Source organism: Nocardiopsis exhalans (genome assembly GCF_024134545.1).
Classification (GTDB): Bacteria; Actinomycetota; Actinomycetes; order Streptosporangiales; family Streptosporangiaceae; genus Nocardiopsis; species Nocardiopsis exhalans.
Window position 1 is genome coordinate 7,378,603 of the sequence record NZ_CP099837.1, and the last position, 17,715, is coordinate 7,396,317.

Annotated in this window: 18 protein-coding genes; 12 read left to right on the top strand and 6 right to left on the bottom strand. The window is 68.5% G+C overall.

Annotated elements, in window-relative coordinates; translation table 11 throughout:
- The first annotated feature begins 166 nt into the window (after window positions 1-166).
- The 4 genes from NE857_RS33005 to NE857_RS33020 all read left to right on the top strand — a co-directional run bounded on the left by NE857_RS33005 (window position 167) and on the right by NE857_RS33020 (window position 2,615).
- Window positions 167-931, top strand: coding sequence for a GntR family transcriptional regulator (locus tag NE857_RS33005; protein ID WP_254419131.1), 765 nt, complete (start codon window positions 167-169; stop codon window positions 929-931).
- Complete coding sequence (locus NE857_RS33010) at window positions 928-1,383, top strand: NUDIX hydrolase (RefSeq protein ID WP_254419132.1); 456 nt, start codon at window positions 928-930, stop codon at window positions 1,381-1,383. Before NE857_RS33005 ends, NE857_RS33010 begins: the two co-directional genes overlap by 4 nt.
- A 153-nt stretch (window positions 1,384-1,536) precedes the next feature.
- Entirely contained in the window at window positions 1,537-2,307 is a 771-nt protein-coding gene (locus tag NE857_RS33015; RefSeq protein WP_254419133.1) for a GntR family transcriptional regulator, read from the top strand.
- Window positions 2,308-2,381: 74 nt separating this feature from the next.
- Complete coding sequence (locus NE857_RS33020) at window positions 2,382-2,615, top strand: hypothetical protein (RefSeq protein WP_254419134.1); 234 nt, start codon at window positions 2,382-2,384, stop codon at window positions 2,613-2,615.
- An 82-nt stretch (window positions 2,616-2,697) separates the two neighbouring features.
- On the opposite strand, the gene NE857_RS33025 is transcribed toward NE857_RS33020, so the two are convergent.
- The gene (locus NE857_RS33025) at window positions 2,698-4,476 is read right to left on the bottom strand and encodes an ATP-binding protein (protein ID WP_254419135.1); all 1,779 of its coding nucleotides are present in this window, start codon (window positions 4,474-4,476) and stop codon (window positions 2,698-2,700) included.
- A gap of 293 nt (window positions 4,477-4,769) precedes the next feature.
- On the opposite strand from NE857_RS33025, the gene NE857_RS33030 reads away from it, so the two are divergent.
- On the top strand, window positions 4,770-5,837 hold the full coding sequence (locus NE857_RS33030) for a CPBP family intramembrane glutamic endopeptidase (RefSeq protein ID WP_254419136.1): 1,068 nt from the start codon (window positions 4,770-4,772) through the stop codon (window positions 5,835-5,837).
- Window positions 5,838-6,118: 281 nt separating this feature from the next.
- Here the strand turns inward: NE857_RS33030 and NE857_RS33035 are convergent, their stop codons facing one another.
- The gene (locus NE857_RS33035; protein WP_026117063.1) at window positions 6,119-6,754 is read right to left on the bottom strand and encodes a sigma-70 family RNA polymerase sigma factor; all 636 of its coding nucleotides are present in this window, start codon (window positions 6,752-6,754) and stop codon (window positions 6,119-6,121) included.
- Window positions 6,755-7,031: 277 nt separating this feature from the next.
- On the opposite strand from NE857_RS33035, the gene purS reads away from it, so the two are divergent.
- From purS to purL, 5 genes are all read left to right on the top strand, one after another.
- Complete coding sequence (gene purS / locus NE857_RS33040; RefSeq protein ID WP_067602247.1) at window positions 7,032-7,274, top strand: phosphoribosylformylglycinamidine synthase subunit PurS; 243 nt, start codon at window positions 7,032-7,034, stop codon at window positions 7,272-7,274.
- Window positions 7,275-7,590: 316 nt separating this feature from the next.
- A complete protein-coding gene (locus NE857_RS33045) occupies window positions 7,591-8,070 on the top strand; it encodes an ATP-binding protein (RefSeq protein ID WP_254419137.1) in 480 nt (159 codons plus the stop codon).
- Between the two features lie 357 nt (window positions 8,071-8,427).
- Window positions 8,428-9,123 (top strand): phosphoribosylformylglycinamidine synthase subunit PurQ, encoded by a 696-nt coding sequence (gene purQ / locus NE857_RS33050; RefSeq protein WP_017583725.1) that lies wholly within the window; start codon window positions 8,428-8,430, stop codon window positions 9,121-9,123.
- A gap of 88 nt (window positions 9,124-9,211) precedes the next feature.
- Window positions 9,212-9,760 (top strand): hypothetical protein, encoded by a 549-nt coding sequence (locus NE857_RS33055; RefSeq protein ID WP_254419138.1) that lies wholly within the window; start codon window positions 9,212-9,214, stop codon window positions 9,758-9,760.
- Window positions 9,761-9,843: 83 nt separating this feature from the next.
- Window positions 9,844-12,138, top strand: a complete 2,295-nt coding sequence (purL, locus tag NE857_RS33060; RefSeq protein WP_254419139.1) for a phosphoribosylformylglycinamidine synthase subunit PurL — start codon at window positions 9,844-9,846, stop codon at window positions 12,136-12,138.
- Between the two features lie 65 nt (window positions 12,139-12,203).
- On the opposite strand, the gene NE857_RS33065 is transcribed toward purL, so the two are convergent.
- The gene (locus tag NE857_RS33065) at window positions 12,204-12,611 is read right to left on the bottom strand and encodes a type II toxin-antitoxin system VapC family toxin (RefSeq protein ID WP_254419140.1); all 408 of its coding nucleotides are present in this window, start codon (window positions 12,609-12,611) and stop codon (window positions 12,204-12,206) included.
- Window positions 12,611-12,970: a type II toxin-antitoxin system Phd/YefM family antitoxin gene (locus tag NE857_RS34425; RefSeq protein ID WP_344010313.1), complete on the bottom strand. Its 360-nt coding sequence runs from the start codon at window positions 12,968-12,970 to the stop codon at window positions 12,611-12,613. Before NE857_RS34425 ends, NE857_RS33065 begins: the two co-directional genes overlap by 1 nt.
- A 143-nt stretch (window positions 12,971-13,113) precedes the next feature.
- Between NE857_RS34425 and NE857_RS33075 the strand changes: the two genes are divergently transcribed.
- On the top strand, window positions 13,114-13,362 hold the full coding sequence (locus NE857_RS33075) for a hypothetical protein (protein WP_017583728.1): 249 nt from the start codon (window positions 13,114-13,116) through the stop codon (window positions 13,360-13,362).
- A gap of 178 nt (window positions 13,363-13,540) precedes the next feature.
- Here the strand turns inward: NE857_RS33075 and NE857_RS33080 are convergent, their stop codons facing one another.
- Together NE857_RS33080 and NE857_RS33085 are read right to left on the bottom strand one after the other, a co-directional pair.
- Window positions 13,541-15,493 (bottom strand): endonuclease/exonuclease/phosphatase family protein, encoded by a 1,953-nt coding sequence (locus tag NE857_RS33080; protein ID WP_254419142.1) that lies wholly within the window; start codon window positions 15,491-15,493, stop codon window positions 13,541-13,543.
- Between the two features lie 188 nt (window positions 15,494-15,681).
- Window positions 15,682-15,936, bottom strand: coding sequence for a hypothetical protein (locus NE857_RS33085; protein WP_254419143.1), 255 nt, complete (start codon window positions 15,934-15,936; stop codon window positions 15,682-15,684).
- A gap of 131 nt (window positions 15,937-16,067) precedes the next feature.
- Here NE857_RS33085 and NE857_RS33090 point away from each other — a divergent pair, with 131 nt between their 5' ends.
- Complete coding sequence (locus NE857_RS33090) at window positions 16,068-17,660, top strand: hypothetical protein (RefSeq protein ID WP_254419144.1); 1,593 nt, start codon at window positions 16,068-16,070, stop codon at window positions 17,658-17,660.
- Window positions 17,661-17,715: the final 55 nt, after the last annotated feature.

Genomic DNA, 17,715 nt, shown 5'->3' on the forward strand with positions numbered 1-17,715 from the left:
CCCAGCGTCACTGCCGGTTTACGCAACGATAGAAACTTATGGCATAATCGTCAACACATATGCAATAAGTTCGCCAAGATCTTGCTCCGCCAGGCAGGAGGGGTCAGGTACGCCCCGGCGCTACGGTGGGACGCGAGTACACGTAATGCCGGAAGGGGCACGCTGGATGAGCACCCTCGAACCGCCTCGCGCGCGGTACAAACAGGTGGCCGCGCTGCTGCGCGACGCCATCCGGAGGGGTGACTACGCGCCGGGCAGCACACTGCCCAGCCAGCCGGACCTCGCTCGGGAGTACGGGCTCAACCAGAGCTCCATCAGTCGGGCGGTGTCCATGCTCCAGGCCGAGGGGTGGGTCCGGACCGAGCACGGCCGGGGATCCGTCGTCCTGGATGTCCCGACCGTCAAACGTGTTCGGAGGATCGACCGTGACTACCGCTCCTCGCACAGCCGCAGTTCCTACGCCGAAGAGCTCACCGAGGCGGGACTGGCACCCCGCACCGAGCTCGTCCGTTGGGGAGAGGAAGCGCCCAGCGAAGAGATCGCCGAGGCCCTCCGGATCGCCCCTGAGGACACGGTGCTTGTGCGCAAGCGGCACATGTTCGCCGACGAGAAACCCGTTCAGCTCGCCATCTCCCACATCCCTATGCAGGTCGCTGGCGGCACCGAGATCGCCATGCCCGACACCGGGCCGAGCGGCATGTACGAGCGGCTGGCCCAACGTGGTTTCGGGCCGGTCCGCTTCTCCGAGGACATCGAAGTACGTGGAGCGACCGCAGAGGAGTCCGCCTTCCTCGACATCGCCCAGGGGCAACCCGTCTTCCAGGTCATGCGCACTGCTTTCGACACCGAGGACCGGCCGGTCGAAGCCTGCTTGAACGTCCTCGCCGCACTGCGCTGGCGCCTCACCTACACCTGGGAGCAGTCGCGATGAACGAGGGCGTTCTGCACAGTGTCAGTGTCAGCGCGATCGTGGTGCGCCCCGAGGACGGGAAGGTCCTGGTCATCCAGCGCGCTGACGACGAGCGGTGGGTCCCACCGGGCGGTGTCCTGGAGCTCGCGGAGACCCCCGAGCAGTGCGCGGTTCGTGAGGTGCGGGAAGAGACCGGGGTCGAAGTCCGGCCACTACGGCTGACCGGGGTCTACAAGAACATGAAGCTCGGCGTGGTCTCCCTGGGTCTGCTGTGCGAACCGATCGGCGGCCAGGCCCGACCCAGCGACGAAGCGCTGTCCGTGGCCTGGCTTGAACCCGAAGAAGCGATCCACGCCGCACCCGAAGCCCGGGGGATCCGCATCGCCGATGCCCTGTCCGACGACGGCCCCTTCATCCGCGTCCACGACGGAACCCACCTGCTGACCAGTACCGCCGAGGACGATCTCGGGTAGCGAAGCACCCACGGTGCCGCGGAGAACCTTTGGGCTCGCCCCGTGACGACCTGACCTGTGCCGGACCCCAGGAGTGGTGCTGCCTGCGCTGAGGTTCCTATGCATGAAAGAAAAAGCTCACATACAAACATGCGTGGCACTAGGGTGAGCGCCATGAGCGACGAGACGACCGACGCGCGCCCCCTTCAGGTACGCATCGCCGATAACCTGCGCAACCAAATCCGCCGGGGTGACCTCGCCCCCGGGGACAAACTCCCCACACTCCACGAACTCGCCGAGAGTTATGAAGTCAGCGTGATTGTGGCCCGAGGCTCGATCGACCTCCTTCGCCAAGAAGGGCTTCTGACCAGCAAGAAAGGCAGCGGCACCTACGTCCGCGAGCCGAAGAGGGTGCGACGCTACGGGCTCCAGCGCTACAGCCGATCCATATGGGGCGGCCCCGAACCGCAGAGCGTGCTTCGGGCAGAGGGTGCAGGGCAGGGGCAGAAGGTCGAACAGGAGACCGAGACAGCGCAGGTCCCCGCCCCGCCCTTCGTGGTGGAGCGGCTGCCGGACGTCTCGGATGATGATCTCGTCTTGGTGCGCAGGCGCGTCACGAAGCTCGACGGGACCATCAACCAGTCCGCGGACAGCTACTTCAGCCTCGCCACCGCCGAGCGGAACCCCGAAATGGTGGACGGCGAGGGGCCAGGAGGACACATCGCCGACATCGATCGCGTGAGTCCCGTGCGGGAGGTCCAGGAGGAGATCGGGGCGCGGATGCCCACCGGTCCGGAGGCCAGTCGGCTGCGCATTCCTCCGGGCACCCCGGTGTTCGAGGTGATCCGGACCTACCACACCGAAGACGGTCCACTCGATGTGGCGCAGTTCCTGATCCGTGCCGACATGGCCGTCTTCGACTACCGCTTTCCTGTCCCAGACTGACTACCGGATCTCACCCAGGCATACGGGAGACGTCCCCCGCACTCCCAGGAGCAGCCTCCCTGGGTCTACAAAACATGAAGCTGGGCGTAGTCTCCCTGGGTCTGCTGTGCGAACCGATCGGCGGCCAGGCCCGACCCAGCGACGAAGCGCTGTCCGTGGCCTGGCTTGAACCCGAAGAGGCGATCCGCGCCGCACCCGAAGACCAGGAGATCCGCATCGCCGACGCGCTGTCCGGCAGCGGCCCCTCCATCCGCGTCCATGACGGAACCCACCTGTTGGCCAGCGCAACGGAAAGCGACCTCGACTGACGTAGGGTCCTCAGCATTGCGGTGGAGTCCGATGGCGGCGGATCCAACGGGCCCTCACGGGCGAGTCTCGTCCTCTGGCGGTTCAACGCGAGTCGGCCCCTCCGCCCGCGTCCTCGTCGAGCCGTTGTTGTCCAGTCCGGCGGTAACGAAGCTCGTTACGGTTTTCTCCGAACGCCTCCACCAGGCCGACCTTCTTCAGTTTGTTCAACCACCGCAGGACCGTCGGTCGGGCCAAGCCCGTACGGGCTTCGATCTCCGCACGGCTCAGTGCCCTACCGTCCAGAGCCGCGAGGATCTCGTCCGTGCGGTCCTTCCTGCTCCGGGGCGGCCGCTCCACTGGCACGAGGGTCGTATCCGTGTCCCTGTCGAGGTCGGGATGGACGCGATAGCGCGACGAACGACGCACCCCCTCCTGTACCGCGAGTTCACGAGCCACGAGGTCCTGGAGTTCAGCGGTCGCCACGCGAGAGTCCACCCCCGTGGCCGCCCGGTAGCGCGGGTTGGTCAGAGCCTCTCCGGACCTCAGCAGGGCCAAGGCGACACATTGGCTGTCCGTCAACCCCTGCTCGTTGAGGGAGTTGATCCATCCGACCGTGTCCTCCTCCAAGAGCGTGTGGTTGGGGAACTCGACCTTGAACGACGCCAGCCGGTCCGTGAAGGTCGGTGGGCTCATCTGCGATGACCGCAGCGCCTGCAACATGTCCTGAATGCCGGATCCGCGTTTCTCGCAGACACTCTGGTCGGTTTCCGGGATAGGAACGTCCTGGAGGATGTTCATCAGAATCGAGTTACGCGAGGAGGACGGCGGATGGTCCGTCAGGCTTTCAACCGTGACCCCGCCGAAGAGCCCGCCCGGGTTCTGGATGATGAGCCGGTCCGGGTACATCGCCACTTGAACCTGTGTTCCACGGGCATGACCGGCGAGATCACGGTGGACCAGGGCGTTGACGACCGCTTCTCGCAGAGCGACTTCCGGGTATTCCCAGACGTCCGACCTCCCGACACCGTGGATCACGGCGCGTCGCTTCATGTTGCGTTTCAGTACGCGCAGAGCATCTCGCACCATCACCGGGATAGGGCCTTCGAGCGCCACATTGTCCAGAAAACGCTCACCGCTCCGCAAGGAACCGCCAGCGCTCTCCGGATAGTGCACGAAGCTCATCATGAGTTGGGGAAAGTACTCCTGGGGGTACTCTCCGAGTGCGAGCAGCCCACCCAGGGAAAGCGCCTCCCGTCCGCCCGGGTCCCTGACGAGAACCCGAGTCCGAGTGAGGGCTTCGTGGTCGCTCGACTCCGCGTACCGGTAGGGCCGATTCCTGCGCAGTCGGGACAGGTAGGCATCCGCGAGGTGCGGATCAAGGTCGTCCACCGAGGTCCCGGGGACCGGTTCGAGGTCCTCCTTCGGTTGCCCCTTCGAGGCGAGCAAGCCGAGGATCTCGTATTGGGTCATGCGGCGATCACCATCGCCAACGCGAATGAAGCTGCCCTGGTAGATCCCCATGGCCTTGAAGTGACAAGGCTTGTCCGCTGGAAGGGTCTCGGGAATCTCCGCGACGATCAGGTCCGCCGACTCGAAGCGGCGAGGCCTGATGGAAGCACGGATCGGAGGCTCGAACTCCGAACACAGTGACCCGAGATCGGCGACGAGCTTGGCGACGTCCTTCACCCCGACGGCTTCGAACCCGTTCTTCTCGTCCAGGCCGAGGATCAGAACGCCGCCTTCCTTGTTCGCGAAGGCAGAGAGTGTCTCATGTGTGGACTTGGGGAGTTTGCCGTGCGCTCTCTTCACCTCGACATCGGCGAGGTCCCCTCCGAAGCGTCGCAGATTCTGCACCAGCGCCAAGAGCTCATCACTATCCACTTCTCGAGCCTACTGAGTTCGAGGCCGGGCTGCTCACTAGGCTGCTCACTAGGCTGCTCACTAGCGATGTGAGCAACCTAGTGAGCAACCTGCGTCAGCTCTCGACCTCCGCACAGGTCGACAGGGGTACTACTGGCAACGAAACCCTCTCCGACAACTGTGGCGGAGGACGGTCTCAGACAGTGGGGCGATGGCGGATGACATCTGTCATCGGTGGGGCCGGGTGAAACACAGCGCGAACCGGTGATTCCGGGGACTCCCGAGCCCGCCTTCACCGAAGTTAGGTTCGAGGCATGAACCACGAAGAGCAGCGACCACCAGCCACGCCCCCGACGAACGTGCAGACCCCGCCGATGGCTCCGCCGCCGGTCCCACCCGTTCCGCAGAAGCGTCGGGGGCCGCGTCCGGTGCCTCCCGGCCGGGAGTACCACCAGGTCCTCACCGGGGAGAAGCGGCAGATCTGGCGGGGCATCGCCGCGCTCGTCCTGCTCATGGGCGGGATGCTCGTCTTCGCGTTCGGGTTCACGATCATCGGCTTCGCGATCGACGCGCTGATGGGCCGGGGCAACATGTTCGAGGGCGAGTTCGAGATCACCCCCGTGAACCAGGCGGCGGGCCTGCTCGGACTGGCCATGCTGCTGCCGTGGAGCATGCTCATCCAGCGGTGGCTCTACGGAGTGAGGGGCGCTTCCCTGCACTCGGTCCGCTCGCTCTTCCGCCCGGAGGTGTTCGGCCGGTCGCTCATGATCATCCTGCCGATCTGGGTGGTCTACATGACCGTCTTCACCTTCCTGGCGCCCTACGAGCAGACGGACTGGCTGTACACCGACCTCGTGCTCATGTTCGCCGTGGTGATGCTGCTGGCTCCGCTGCAGTCGGCCGGTGAGGAGTACGGCTTCCGCGGGCTGGCCTTCCGGGTGGCCGCGAGCTGGGGCCGCGGGCCGCGTGCGGCGCTCATCCTGGGCGTCGTGGTGTCGAGCCTGCTGTTCATGGTGGCGCACGCGGCGTTCGACCCGTGGCTGAACCTGTACTACTTCGTCTTCGGCGCCACCCTGGCGCTCATCTCGTGGCGGACCGGCGGCCTGGAGCTGGCGGTGGTCATCCACGCGGTGAACAACACGGTCGCCTTCCTGCTCGTGCTCGCCACGCACACCGACCTCGCTGAGGGGATGGACCGCTCGGCCGGTGTCGGTTCGCCGGTCATGCTGCTTCCCTGTGTGCTGCTCATAGCGATCACGGCCGTGGTGTGGTTCCGCACCCGGCACACGGGACCGCCCCGCACCCCGGCACCGCAAACCCCGGAGCCGGAATCGGCGCAGGGCCCCGGGTCGGCCCCGGACGCACAAACGCAAACGGGCTGAGACAGGCCTGGTTTCGGACACGGCAAAGGCACCGACATCGACCCTGAGTCACCGTCGGTGCGTTTTCCGTGAGAATTCCATGAGTCGCCCGGACAGGCGGTGTGATGCGCTTTCCCACCTACGCGCCTCCCAAGGTTTCGGGAGGCCTGTGGCGCACTTCTCGCCGCTTCTTCGGGCGCTTTCGGTCAGTTCGCTCCGGGCGGTGTGAAACCGCTCTCCGGAGACTTCCGGGAACCCGCTGCGGGGCCCGCGTTCGTCCTGTTACTGCCAACTGTGTCCGGTTATTCGGACGCGTCCCGGGCCTTGGGCGTGGGCACGCGCATTCCGCGCTCGCGGCCGTAGTCGGCGAGCATCTCGCGCAGCTGGCGGCGCGCGCGGTGCAGTCGGGACATCACCGTGCCCAGAGGCGTACCCATCCGGGCGGCGACCTCCTTGTAGGCGTAGCCCTCGATGTCCACGAGGTAGATGACCTCCTGGAACTCCTCCGGCAAGCGGGCCAGGGCCTGCTTGATGTCGGAGTCGGGCAGGTGGTCCAGGACCTCGGTCTCGGCCGAGCGCATACCGGACGACGTGTGCGTCTCGGCGGCGGCGAGCTGCCAGTCCTTGATCTCGTCAGTGGTCTCCTGACGCGGTTCCCGCTGCTTCTTGCGGTAACTGTTGATAAAGGTGTTGGTCAAGATCCGGTACAGCCAGGCCCGCAGATTGGTACCGGCCCGGAACTGGTGGAAATTGGCGAAGGCCTTGGCGAACGTCTCCTGAACGAGGTCTTCTGCGTCGGCCGGATTGCGGGTCATCCGCAGGGCCGTCGGGTAGAGCTGGTCTGCGAACGGCGTCACCGCGGTGGCGAAGTCCAGTGTCTGGTCCTCGTCGCGGGTCACACCGGCCGTGGAGGTCTGATCCTTTTCGAGAGTCGTCAAGATTCCCCCTAGGGACGACCGAACGATCACTTCCACACTGTTAGACGCAGCAACACGCTCCTAATGATGACATCAATTGCAGTGATACGGGTCACGAACGTACCGAAACCATCGCCAGTCCCGTTAAGGATGCGGTAAAAGCCCTGCGTGGCAGGTGGCCGGGACACGTCCGCGTCCTCGGGTGTCATACGCTGGCGACGCCCGCCAGGCGCGTCCCGACGAGGCGCCCTTCGAACGGCGGAGCAGTGGCATACCCATTTTTTCCTGTGGAGGACCTGTGGCCCGCGTCGTGGTTGACGTCATGCTCAAGCCCGAGATCCTGGACCCCCAGGGCCAGGCCATCGCCGGTGCCTGCTCCCGCCTCGGTTTCGAGGGGATCGACCAGGTCCGCCAGGGCAAGCGCTTCGAGGTCGAGGTCGAGGGCGAGGTGGACGAGGCCAAGCTCGCCGACGTCCGCCGCCTGGCCGAGACCCTGCTCGCGAACACCGTGATCGAGGACTTCGAGGTCCGTCCGGCCTGATCCGTCCGGCCCGCCGGGCTCGGCCCGCCCAGCCTGACCGATTCGGCCTGTACGGCTCGCCCTGCCCCGCACAGCCGTACTCGAAACACAGCCCCGCCCGAAGCCCGGCAGCCCCTGCCGTCACGGGCGGGAACCGTGTCCGGTCCGGGTAACGGACGGCGCCAACCGAATCTCCGGTGCCCGTAGTGCCGGAAGTGTCCGGCTTCAACAGCCGCGTCCCTTGAGGGCGCGGCTGTTCGTTTTACCGGCGGCGGCCTCGGGAAGGGTTCCTAACGTGCCGAGCTGGTCACCGATACGGAGCACGAGAGGTACACGGATGGACACCGTTTTCTCGATCTCCCTCCCCAGACAGGCGTACACGGTCGCCGTCGTACGCGACATCCTCGGCGCGCTTCTGAGCCGCTCCGGCCTGTGCCGGGAGTGCGTCGACGACATCCTTCTGGCCGCCTCCGAAGCCTGCGCCAACGCCGTCGAACACGGGGGGCCCTCCCCTGACTACGAGGTCGAGGTGGAGCTCGCCCCCGGCTGGTGCGAGCTCCAGATCTCCCATACCGGGCGAGCTCCCGACACAGCGGCGCTCGTCCAGAGGTTCACCTCGGAACACACGCCCCTCCCGGGCCTGGAAGCAGAATCGGGCAGGGGCATTTTGCTGATGCGCTACCTCATGGACGAGGTCGACTTCAGCGGTGAACCCCGAACCACCGTCATCCTGCGCAAACGCCTCACCGCCTGCGATCCCGCCAGTGGAGACGCCCTGTCCCGAAGTGACCCGGCGGCGCGGTTCGCGCTCCTGTAGACCCGACCCACCGCACCCCGTGGACCGTCCCCGCGGGGCGTGGCGTGGGCCCGCACCGGCTCTGCGACGACTCTGCGATGGGGCTCCGCACCGTCCCCGTGCACCGTCCGGGGCACACCCCTCCGCGGCCCGTGCGGTCCCCGTGACGCACACCACGCGACCTGTCGAGTCACACACCCGCACCCCCTCCCGGCGGGGTTTCCCTGGGAGGATCACACAGTCCGGCGCCCCCGGGAGGGGGTGACCGTCGTACCCGAGCACAGGTGAGCGGGTACGCTGCGGGTAACGGAGCGCCGTCCCCGTGACGGGGTCAGGCACCGCCTTCTCCCCGTAGGACAACAATCCCGGAGTGTGCTCATGACAGCCCGTGTGGGCGTCGTCACCTTCCCAGGCTCCCTCGACGACAAGGACGCCGCGCGCGCGGTCTCCCTCGCCGGTGCCGAACCCGTCGCGCTCTGGCACGCGGACGCCGACCTCAAGGGGGTCGACGCCGTGGTGCTGCCCGGCGGCTTCTCCTACGGGGACTACCTCCGCTGCGGTGCCATCGCCCGGTTCGCCCCGCTGATGTCCGAGCTGGTCCCGGCGGCGCGTTCGGGCGCCCTGCCGGTCCTGGGCATCTGCAACGGCTTCCAGATCCTGTGCGAGAGCCACCTGCTCCCCGGTGCCCTCACCCGCAACTCCTCACTGCGGTTCGTCAACCGCGACCAGGTGCTGCGGATGGAGAACACCCGGACCGCGTGGACCGCCGACTACACCGAGGGCCAGGAGATCCTGGTCGTCCTCAAGAGCGGCGAGGGCAGCTACGTCGCCGACGAGGAGACCCTGGACCAGCTGGAGTCCGAGGGCCGGGTCATCGCCCGCTACGTCGGGGGCAACCCCAACGGCTCGCGTCGCGACATCGCCGGTATCACCAACGAGCACGGCAACGTGGTCGGGCTGATGCCGCACCCCGAGCACGCCGTCGAAGCGCTGACCGGACCCTCCACCGAGGGCCTGGGCTTCTTCACCTCGATCCTCAGCCACCTCTCGGCCGGGGCCCCGGCCCCCGCCTGACCGACACCGGCCGCGAACCCGGCGGCCCGACGCACACCGGTTCGGCCGACACCGGACCGACGCACCCGACAGGGGGACGATCCTCGCGATGATGGCGCTGCTGCGCTCCCGGCGAATGCTGTACGTACTGGTGGGTCTGGTCGTGGTCGGCCTCGTGGTTTCCGGGGCCGTCGGCCTCTTCCAGTCGTTCAACGCACCCACCACCGCCGCTCCCGGCGGTGGCCAGGGGCAGCAGGGCCAACCGGGCCAGCCCGGGCAGGGGCAGCAGGGCGCCCAGCCCGACCCCCCGCCCGAGGTCGGCTCGCTGGGTCGGCCCCCGTCCGGGTTCACGTACGTGGACCAGGACGAGGCGCACTGCGACCCCCAGGGCCAGTGCTTCCGGCTGATCGTCATCGCGGGTGAGGACGGCCAAGAGCTCGACGACGACGCCGAGGAGAGTGTCCAGACGGTGTACGAACACCTGCTGGACAACGGCTGGCGCCAGGAACTGCCGCCGGGCACCGAGTCCGAGGACGAGATCGCCCTCGTGGACTCCGTCCTCACCGACGGCACGACCCTGGTGGCCGACTCCACCGCCCCGTCCGCCGGCGCCCTGCCGGTGCTGATGCTCGGCAACGCGGGCATGCCCGCCTACTGATCCGGTGCCGGGCGGCGGACACAGCCAAGGCTCGGCCTGACCCACCTCCGCGCAACTCCGCGACACCCGAACGGAACCACCGCATGTCTGAAGCACCCGGTCTCGACACCGTCGCCAACGCGACCGACAGTCCGGACACACCCCAGCCGTACGCCGAACTGGGCATGCCCAAGGACGAGTACGACCGGGTCCGTGAGATCCTGGGCCGCCGTCCCACCGCCGCCGAGCTGGCCATCTACTCGGTGATGTGGAGCGAGCACTGCTCCTACAAGTCCTCCAAGGTGCACCTGCGCCAGTTCGGTGAGAAGGCTCCGGAGAACGACGCCCTGCTCGTGGGCATGGGCGAGAACGCGGGCGTCGTGGACGTCGGCGACGGGAACGCGGTCACGTTCAAGATCGAGTCGCACAACAGCCCGTCCTTCGTCGAGCCCCACCAGGGCGCGGCCACCGGCGTGGGCGGCATCGTCCGCGACATCCTCACCATGGGCGCCCGCCCCGTGGCCGTGATGGACGCGCTGCGCTTCGGCCCCGCCGACGCCGACGACACCAAGCGGATGCTGCCCGGGGTGACCTCCGGCATCTCCTTCTACGGCAACTGCCTCGGCCTGCCCAACATCGGCGGCGAGATCGGCTTCGATCAGAGCTATCTCGGCAACCCGCTGGTCAACGCCCTGTGCATCGGTGTGCTCAAGCACGAGGACATCAAGCTCGCCCAGGCCCCCGGCCCGGGCAACAAGGTGGTCCTGTTCGGTTCCACCACCGGCCCCGACGGCATCGGCGGCGCCTCCGTCCTGGCCAGCGCCTCCTTCGACGACGAGTTGGAGTCCAAGCGGCCCAGCGTCCAGGTCGGCGACCCGTTCATGGAGAAGCTGCTCATCGAGTGCAGCCTGGAGCTGTACGCCAAGGACATGGTCGTCGGTATCCAGGACCTCGGGGCGGCGGGTGTCTCCTGCGCCACCACCGAGCTCGCCGCGGGCGGTACCGGCGGCATGAACATCCAGCTGGACCGGGTCCCGCTGCGCGACCACCGGCTCACCCCCGAGGAAATCCTCATGAGTGAGTCGCAGGAGCGCATGATGGCGATCGTCGAGCCCGCCAAGATGGCCGACTTCCTCGCGGTCTGCGACAAGTGGGGCATCCTCGCCGCCGAGATCGGCGAGGTCACCGAGGTGACCCCCGAGGAGGCCGAGCGCGGCGGCCGCCTGGTGATGACCTGGCACGGCGAGACCGTGGTGGACATGCCGCCGCGGACCGCCTCCGACGAGGGCCCGGTCTACGAACGCCCCTACGCCCGCCCGGAGTCCCAGGACGCCCTCCAGGCCGACGACGCCGCGAAGCTGGCCCGCCCCGAGGGCGACGCCGAACTGCGCGAACAGCTCCTGAAGGTGCTGGGCGCGCCCGGCATCGGCGACCCGACCTGGGTCACCCAGCAGTACGACAGCTACGTGCGCGGCGACACGGTCGTGTCCGCCCCGCACGACTCCGGGATGATCCGGATCTCCGAGGACTCCGACCGCGGTGTGGCCCTGTCCACCGACGGCAACGGCCGCTTCACCCTCCTGGACCCGTACGCGGGCACCCAGCTGGCCTTCGCCGAGGCCTTCCGCAACGTCTCGGCCACCGGCGCGCGTCCGCTGGCGGTCACCAACTGCCTCAACTTCGGCTCACCGGAGGACCCCGGGGTCATGTGGCAGTTCGCGGAGACCACCCGCGGCCTGGCCGACGCCTGCCAGCAGCTCGGCACCCCGGTGACCGGCGGCAACGTCAGCTTCTACAACCAGACCGGCGACGTGCCGATCAACCCGACCCCGGTCATCGGTGTGCTCGGCGTGATCGACGACGTCAACACCCGTCTGCGCTCCGGCTTCGACACCGACGGCGCGCGCGTGTTCCTGCTGGGCGAGACCCGCGCCGAGTTCGGCGGTTCCGCCTGGGCCGACGTCATCCACGGCCACCTGGGCGGGCTGCCGCCGCAGGTGGACCTGACCGCCGAGGCCGCCCTCGGCGAGGTCCTGGCCGGTTCCGCCGAGCAGGGCCTGGCCGCGGCCGCGCACGACCTGTCGGACGGCGGTCTGGGCGTGGCCCTGGCCGAGTCCGCGCTGCGCGGCGGCAGGGGCCTGCGCGTGGAGGTGGACGGCGACGCCTTCACGGCGCTGTTCAGCGAGTCCGGCGCCCGCGCGATCGTCGCGGTCGAGCCGGGCCGGGAGGAGGCGTTCGTCGCGCTGGCCGCCCAGCACGGCGTCCCCGTCACCCAGATCGGCACCGTGGGCGGCGAGAGCCTGTCCGTGACCCACCCCAGCGGCGTGGTGGAGATCGGCCTGGACGAGCTGCGCACCTCCTACGAGGCGGCCCTGCCCGCCCTGATGGAAGGCGTGTAGGCCTGACAGCTGTTCGAAGAGGGGACGTTCCCGAAGGGGGCGTCCCCTTTCGCGTGCCCGGTGGTTCAGGGGGACGGAGTCACGACTGGAAGCGAAACGGATTCGGCCGCCTCGGCCAACCGCTTGTCGTAGGTCACGAAGGCACTGAGCGCGGCCCCCAACCCCAGTGCACAGGAAACATGCAGCGCGTCCAGGGACCTGAGGCGTGTTCCGGGAGCGATGTCCCCAGCCGTGTCGAACACCTCTGCCGGCATGCGTAGATGTGCCACGCGTGACAGCCACACACCAGCCCGTTCGACCGTGTCGGGGCTTGCTCCGACAGCGTGCAGCGCACGCCGCAGTTCGGTTCGGGTCAGGTAGCTGGTGATCTGACGTGCCTGGGCGTGCTCGTTCAACCAGCGTTCCAATGCCTCGGACTCCACTTCCTCCTTGAAGAGTTTGAGAGCGGCACAGGTGTCGAGGTAGATGAACATCAACGTTCGTCCTCCGCGGCCCGCAACTCCGCCAAGGCATCCGTGGCCAGGCGCGTGCCGGGAGGCGACTCCTCCCGGACCATCCCGACCGCCTCACCTGCCGTAGGCAGGTTGTCGAGATCGTGCGGGTCGATCAACCCCCGGCCCACCGCGGCGGTGAGGGCTTCCTCCGCATCATCCGGTGGCAGGACACGGCCAACGGTCACACCTCTTCTGGTCACTGTGAAGCTCTCACCGCGCCCCGCACGGTCGAATACCTCGGCCGCATTGCGCTGCAGCTCTCGGATGGTGATTCTGTGGTCCTTCGTGTCTGCTCCCATAAACCCATGGTATGTCGATGCATCCACCATGTCAGGCATTCGAAAAAATGCCTGACACCCTACATGAACGCATGACACATCTTCCGGTCGGGAAAGGTGCTTCCGCGGACATCAGTTCGGCACCCCGATCTGTAGGTTTCGAGTGGCTGGGGTAGGACTGAGAGTCAGGGAGGTGTGAGCACATGGAACGTGCCAGACGCGGCAGGTTGAAGGGCGCGCTCGGGAGTCACGACCGTCCGGCGAGCGCACTGGCTTTCCGGGTGATCCTGGCCCTGTTCGGGGCGCTGGTGCTCCTGTTGGGTACCGCGGCGGCCATGCTCTGGACCGACGAGACCTGGTTGATCATCGTGCTGGGGGTCGGTTTCGTGGCCGCCTGCGTGAACGTGTACTGGGTGAGCCGCCGTCTCCACTACGAGCGGCCCCGGCACTGAACATGCACTCTCGGTCGGGCAGCAGCCGCCCAGAACTCTCTGCTGGAAGAAACCGGAGAGAATCCTGGAAACGTGCCCCCGGCCCCAGCGAACACGGATACAGTAACCCTCAGTGACCGCCTGTAGTACTGGGTGGTCGATCAGCCCCGGGTCGGTAGTCCTGCCCCCGGCCCGGGGTTTACTCCTCCCCTGTATGTCCCTGTGTGCCCTGTCCGGCCGGGGTGAGGGTGACGGCGATCGGGCGGTGGTCCGAGTGCGGGACGTCCGGGTTGGCCGGTTCACTCGGCTCCAGGTCCTCGCTGATGAGGACGTGGTCGATCTGCTGCTCCGAACGGGTGTCCGCGACCATCGTGGGGAACGGGCGCACCTCGGCGAAGGCGTCCAGGAGTCCCCGGTCCGCCAGGGGCAGTTCGTCCGGTTCGAAGTTGAGGTCACCGGCGACCACCACGGGGGCCGACGTGCGCTCGCGGGTCTGGGCGGCAAGGAGCAGGAGTTCGTCCAGTTGTCCCCTCGCGCTCGGGTTCCCCAGGTCGTAGCCCTCGGGCTGGAGGTGGGTCGAGATCACGGTGACCTCGGTATCCGCCCACTCCATGGTGACCACCAGCGCCTGGGCTCCGGTCGGACCGCTGTCGGGCAGCGGATGACCGCGGACCGCGGTGACCGGCAGGTTGGTGAGCAGGGCGTCGCCCCAGAACGGGCCGTCGGCGGGTCCCCAGTAGGCGTTCATACCCAGGTGTTCGGCGAGCAGTGACAATCCGTCGTGGCCGCCGTTGAGCAGCCAGCCCCGGTCGACCTCGCTCAGGGCGATGACGTCGGCGTCGAGTTCGCGCAGGACCTCGGCCTGTTCGGCGACCGAGAGGCGGCCGTCCATCCCGAACCCCATCCGCACGTTGTAGGCGGCCACCCGGAGCCCGTCGGAGCCGGGTGCGGAGTCGGGTCCAGGGGCGGGTCCGCTGGTGCGCGGCAGCGGGGCGGTGACCGTGACGACCAGGGTGACGGCGGCTGCCACGGCGATGACCTGGTGTGTCCGCCGCTGGTCGGGACCCGCGACCGTGCCCCGGGTCCGGGGCAGGATCGCCGCCACGATCAGGGCCAGCGCGGCGAACGGCACGTACTCGTTGGGCATGTGCAGGTCGTAGGCGGCGTAGAAGGCGAACACCAGCACCACGAACAGCAGCAGCCCCGCTGAGGCGAGCAGTCCGGTCCGGATCGGGGAGACCGGGGCGTCCGACTCAGGGATGCCCACGGTCGCCCACCCGGCGCAGGAGGCCAGGGCGAGCTGGCCTAGCAGCAGCGCGGCGAGCGTCCACGCGGGCAGGGTCCCGGGGACGTCGTGCGGCAGTTGGGGTGCCAGCCACAGCGTGGTGAGGGCGGCGAGCAGCACGGCCAGCGGCAGCAGGGGGTTCGGGGTGAAGCGCCGGGGAGCCGCCGCCAGGGCGACGGACAGCACCGCCACCACGCTGAGCGCGGCCGCCGCGTAGGGGGTTCCGCCGACGACAGTCTCGGCGACGGCGGGGTTGGCGGTGTAGAGCCCGGACAGGAAGAGCAGCGGCCCCAGCGCCAGCCAAGCGCGGGCCCCGGTCGGGGCCGCGTCCCCGGGGGCCGTCCGCCAGGTCCGGGCCGCCAGTACCAGGAACGCCACCGGAACCACGAGCGCCGCGCTCCAGGCCGCAAGGCCCTCGCGCCAGACCAGGTCCACCGTGCCGAGCGCCGTGTGGATCACGGCCGAGGCCGCCGTCCCGGCAACCACCCCGACCATCACCCCGTGCGCGGTCAGGCGGCCGTCCGCGGCCGTGGCCATGGCCGTGCACACCAGCCACGCGGTTCCCAGGCCCACCAGCGCGGAGGCCAGGTACAGCTGGGGGTCACCGCCCTGGGTGAACTGGAGCCCCACCCGCCCGACCGCGAGCAGCGCCCCGGCGCCCAGGGCGAGGGCCAGGGGCGACACCCGACGGGACAGCCCGACGAGCACGAAGGGCACCAGGAACCAGGCGAGGGCGTAGGCCCCCATGAGTTCGGGGCTGGTCGAGCCCGCCTGCCCGAACAGGGTGATCAGCGAGGGCAGGAACACCCGGAGCACGTCCAGCAGGAGGACTGTTCCGAGCATCGTGACCAGACGTCCCTGATGCATGGCGCTCCGCTCTGTGGGGGTCAGAGATATGAAGGATTCTCACCTTTTTCAGCCCCAGGAACAAGGGTGGTGCGCACTTTCAGCCTCACGCAGGGCTACCGCGTCCAGCACCGGACCTCACGGATCGCACAACCTCACTCGCCGCCTGCTTTATCGAGTCGGTCGAGGTGCGCGAGCGCCTCCTGGTTCTATTGAGTCCTCACCGTCGAGACCGGGCGCCCGACGCCCGCTTCCGTGATCATCCGTTCGGCCTCAGCCTCGGCCGTGGGTTCTCCGTGTCCGGCGAAGTGCTCCTCCAAGACGGCTCTGGCTTCGCTCAGGTCTGCCGCCTGTCGGATGGCTCTGGCCAACCACTCGTTGAGCGGGATGCCGTGGCGATCCGCCGCGCGCCGGGCGCGGGCGACGGTATCGGGTTCAAGGAAGACTGACACCTCGGTGGGCATGGACCCGAGTTGACTACGAGGCTTCCGATCCACCGACGTTTCCCACAGGGTGATATCCGAAAGCCCTGGACGGGTAGTACGCCGACCACGGGCCCCGGAAAGTGCGGCGGCCGTTCCTGAGGGAGGTGCCGGTGGTGCGGACTGATCGGCGCGACGCCCCCGTGGCGGCTCGGGGCACGGGGCGGCGGTGGCTCGTGCTGGGTGCGGTCTCCGGTGTGGTCGTGCTGCTCGCGGCGACGGGCGTTCTTCCGGTCTGGCCCGGCTTGGTGCACCTGGTGGCGCTGCCTCCACTCGATCTCCACGCCGACCTCAGAGTGCTCCTGACAGCGACCTCCGGTCCCGTTTCCTTCGTACTGCTGGGTGCGGTGGTGCTCGTCGCCCGGGTCCTCGTGCTCTCCCTGCTGATGGGCGGGCTCACCCGGGAGCGGATCACGCTGGCCGCCGTGTTCTACGGGGTGGTCCTCGTTCCGCTGCTGCTCGCCGCCCAGGTCGTCTACATCTCCAACACGCTGATGTACTCCCGGCTGTTCTGGGCGGGCCTCGTGGTGGTGGTGCTCCTCTTCCTGCTGCTCGCCCCCGTGCCCTGGAGCGTCGCCGCGTACGAGGGCGGAGCGCGGCTGCGCACGGCGTTCGCCCGCACCTGGCGCGGTGGCCTGCGGCTGGAGGTGACCCTGCCCTACGCCGCGGCGGTGACGGGTGTCGGCGTCCTCGCCCACCTGTTCCCGGCGCTCACCATCGCCCTGGTGCCGCTGTCGGCGGCGCTGACCGCCTCGGCCCTGGCCGCGCTGTCCCGCCCGGCGCCCGCACGACCCCTGCTGCGTCTGACCGCGACCGCTGCCGTCCTGGCACTGATCGCGGCCGGGTGGGTCACCACCCGCGGCAGCGACATGCCCGCGGCAGCCCCGCCGCGCGAGGGCTCGATCATGCTGATGTCGGGTATCGACTCGCGCTCCGGAGTCGGGGACATGTTCAACTCCCGCACCGACATTCTCGGTTACGACTGCGACCAGACCTTCTACTTCTCCTACGCGGGGCCCGGAGACGGCCAGCCCCAGCGTCAGGCGCGTTGTCCGATGCGGACCGGAGCCCCCTACCAGAGCGCGCACACCCAGCGCCCCGTCAGCGAGCAGGTGGAGGTGTTCGCCGAGCAGGTGCGGGACCTGCCGCGACCGCTGGTCGTGGCGGGGCACTCGCACGGCGCCTGGATCGCGTGGAAGGCCGTGGCCACCGGCCAGGCGCCCGAGGTCGACGCCCTGGTCCTGGTCGGCCCCTTCCCGGAGAGCACGGGAGGGTACCGTCCGCAAAGCGAGCCGGGCCCGGGCCGTCCTGCTTCGGACCTGTTGCACCTGCTGGTCCCCCTGGCAGGGGAAGTGGACTTCACCTTCGACGCCGACGCCCCCGCCGCCTACGAACTCCTGGGGACCACGGACACCCCGGCCGAGATCTTCTCGCTGCCGCTGCCCGAGGAGACTCGGGCGCTCAGTGCGACCTCGTCCAGCGACCTGCCGTTGAAGCCCTCCGGCTGGCGAATGGGGGTGGACCGCAACGCCTGTCCGATTCGCACACCACACGCCTACCTGCCGACCACACCCGCCTACTACGAGGAGGTGAACCGGTTCCTCGACGGTGCGCCGCAGCCCGACTGCCCGGTCGTGTTCGACTGGGCGGCGCCGCTGACCGTGCCCCTCTCGCCGCCGGAACTCCAGGTAGGCCCGCCGAACTGACCGGCGGAGCACCGTGGCACGGTGAAGGGGCGGGGCCTCTTCGGCTCCCGCCCCA